The 2,824-nt window shown below is 40.6% G+C and carries 2 protein-coding genes and 1 pseudogene; all 3 read right to left on the bottom strand.

Translation table 11 applies throughout. The features are described 5' to 3' along the window. Positions 1–260: 260 nt before the first annotated feature. A complete protein-coding gene (locus Q0438_RS10470; protein WP_299190694.1) occupies positions 261–1,148 on the bottom strand; it encodes a hypothetical protein in 888 nt (295 codons plus the stop codon). Between the two features lie 77 nt (positions 1,149–1,225). Continuing rightward, positions 1,226–2,251, bottom strand: coding sequence for a hypothetical protein (locus Q0438_RS10465; RefSeq protein ID WP_299190693.1), 1,026 nt, complete (start codon positions 2,249–2,251; stop codon positions 1,226–1,228). Positions 2,252–2,699: 448 nt separating this feature from the next. Continuing rightward, positions 2,700–2,824 (bottom strand): annotated as a pseudogene (locus tag Q0438_RS10460) (sodium:proton antiporter); the annotation flags it as partial.

Here is a 2,824-nt window from a genome sequence, read left to right as displayed (position 1 = left end):
CGCTGCGCTGCAGATAAATACGCCAAATACGGCGGGTATAAATTTTTTCATTTTCATCTCCTGATTTTATTTGAAATCTATCATATTCAAATTTTAAATTCAATCTATTTTTGAAATTTAAAGATCCTTTGCACCGCGCAAATCCGCGAACCACTAAAATTCTCGCGTTAAATTAGCGGCTATGAATTCTTTAAATTCCTATTTTATTTCATTACAGGCAACCCGATATCTTGCTGTCTTACTTCAGATTTATTGCCTCGCTATTGCTTAGATGAAACAAGAATGCTTACGTCTTCGCTAGGGACTTTCTTTCTTATTGTTTGCTCGCAAGCAACACCGATACCGCCACAATTGCTATCCGTGCGATTAAATTCCACATAAGCATATTTGCCATCGTCGAAAATCAATTTACCGTGCACGGATTTATTTTCGCTTTTTAGATATATTTCAGCATGATCGGAAGCTAAACCTCTCGATTTAAAGAATATTTTATACATTTCAGTAATTGCCTCTCCTCGGTCATACATCACCAGATATAAATATAATAGCAATAAGAAAAATCCACCTAATAAAAATATCATTTGTGGTTTCAAAGCATCTATTAAAAAAACTATAAGAACCAAAAGCATTATTAATAGTGTTGAACCCATATATATTTTCATAATTAGGCAAAATAAAGGATCACGGGACTCATGCGCAAGGTAAGAAAAAACTATCTCCAAAAAGAGCGTATATACATAAAGGCAAAAACGAATAAACCGAGTATTATCGACAATGTGCTTAGGTAAAATAATAATATGATTTTTGTATAAGCAAGATGTGCCGGAGTTTTTAATATTTTTCTTTTGAGCATTACTGATACCGGATAGTTTATCAAAGCCAAAATATATATACGCTATCAAACAACCGTAGAATGCAAAAATAATTATAAACAAATACAAGAATGCCATAAAAAACATCCACATACTATTTAAACTAAAGATTTCGTAGCTAAAAAAGCCGTTAATTCTCATATAAGTAACTGCAAAGGTAAAACCCATAATAATAGAAAACACAAGTGATATCGAAAAGATTAATTTTAAAATGACTGAAATTTTCTCAGAAATTTCTTTTAGCCAATCAAAAATACTTTTTAAATTTTCAGACATTCACTTCTTCCATACAATACAAATTAATCAAGAATTTTACTCATTCGCCAAACACTTATAAAATTTCAAATTTTATCTTACTTAAAAACATCATCCATCGGCGTGCTTTCGCATTTCTTGCGATCGGCTTCGATGGCGGTGAGGCGCTTTTTGCTTTCGTCCAAAATTTTAGAGCTGATAGCAAGCCCCGGCAAATCTAAGGAATTTACGGCGTGTTTGCCCGCAAATCCGCTAAGTCCTTTGCCGAATATCCCGTTTACGCGCCCGTTCATATCATAGATCTCGCTGCCGTCGCAGTGAAAGACATTGCCCGAGATACACTCGCATTTAAGCCCGTCCGCAGCCTCCGTATATCGGTAGTCCTCGACGTATAGCGCGCCGCTTACGCCATAGACGCTACTTATCGGATTGTAGATCAGCACGGCTAAAATTTCGTTTTTTTCAGGGTTTGAGATCTCCCATTCTACGGCGCGATATGAGCTTAGCATCAGCACGATGGGTTTGGCGGATTTGGCTAAATTTACTTTGACGCGGTTGTTCATCTGTGCACTTTCGTAAATCGCGCCCAGCCACAGATCGTAATCCTTGCCCGCGGGGATCTTGGCTACGGCGTCCTTTTGGCGATAAAAGGGCTCGACGTCCTTAAAATCTACGAAAAGCTCGCTAGAATGCGCGTCGTTTAGAAACCACGCCTCTATTTTATGCTTGCCTTTGCTAAATTTATAGGTAAGCGGGCGCTTTTGATTGCTTGACGTCCCACCTAGCACGTCCGTGCCGTCTACGGCGATGACGAGCGTCGACCAGCCGTAATCTCCGAGCACCATCTTTTCGACGTCGGCGTCAAAGTTAAACTCACCCACCCAATACGCCATAAGATTTGCAGAGGGGATCTCGTGAAAGGAGTTGTTCTCGTAATTAACGCTGATGCGATCGACGTTTTCGGAAAAGATCACCTTCTTAGGCTCCTCCTTATTCAGATAAAATGCCAAAAACTTATCCTGCGGTATCTGTGCGCCTGCCGTGATCTCCTTCGCCCATTTTTGCATATTGCTCTCCTGCGCGAACGCTGCAAAAGCAAGCACCATAATAATCAAAAATCTCATTACCGACCTTTCCAATTCCGTATCAAGGTAAAATCCCTAAACCCTTGGATTCGGGCTTAGGGATTTTGCCGCTGCCGCTAAGGATAAATTTATCGGCTAAATTTACCGACGCGATTTAAATTTATCTCGCCTTCATCTAACCGCAACCGCTACGAATAAAATTCCGCTGTAAAGCTCATAGAGCGGATTCGCAACCGAAAAATTTCATATTTTAAAATTTCGCAGCGAAATTTTGCGCACCGAATTTTTTGCCTAAAATTTCAAGACGGAATTTCGCCGTAAAATTACGCGCCCGAAATTTTACTCGAAATTTTGTGAGGGCGAAATTCCGAACTTTAAAATTTAGCGCAGAATTCTACTTGAAATTCCGACCACGACACTTCGCGTTAAATTCTACCAGCGAAATTCCGCGCAAAAGCAGAATTCCACGCGAAATCCCACAAACGCCCTAATTCGAGCAGGCGCTCTTACCGTCCATCACCGGCTGGATCGCGGAGTTGTCCGCCAGCTCCTCGCGATCGATCTTCTCGATCTTTTCCCACAGCTTGCGCGCCGCCTGCTCGTAGCGCTTCG

The sequence above is a fragment of the uncultured Campylobacter sp. genome (assembly GCF_938030785.1).
Taxonomy (GTDB): domain Bacteria; phylum Campylobacterota; class Campylobacteria; order Campylobacterales; family Campylobacteraceae; genus Campylobacter_B.
The sequence above is the reverse complement of the archived record's forward strand: the minus strand, read 5'-3'. Positions and strand labels throughout refer to the sequence as shown.

Bases quoted from the DNA above. Each gene is read 5' to 3' on its own strand.
- Q0438_RS10470 (WP_299190694.1), bottom strand. From the start codon at position 1,148: ATGTCTGAAAATTTAAAAAGTATTTTTGATTGGCTAAAAGAAATTTCT.
- Q0438_RS10465 (WP_299190693.1), bottom strand. From the start codon at position 2,251: ATGAGATTTTTGATTATTATGGTGCTTGCTTTTGCAGCGTTCGCGCAG.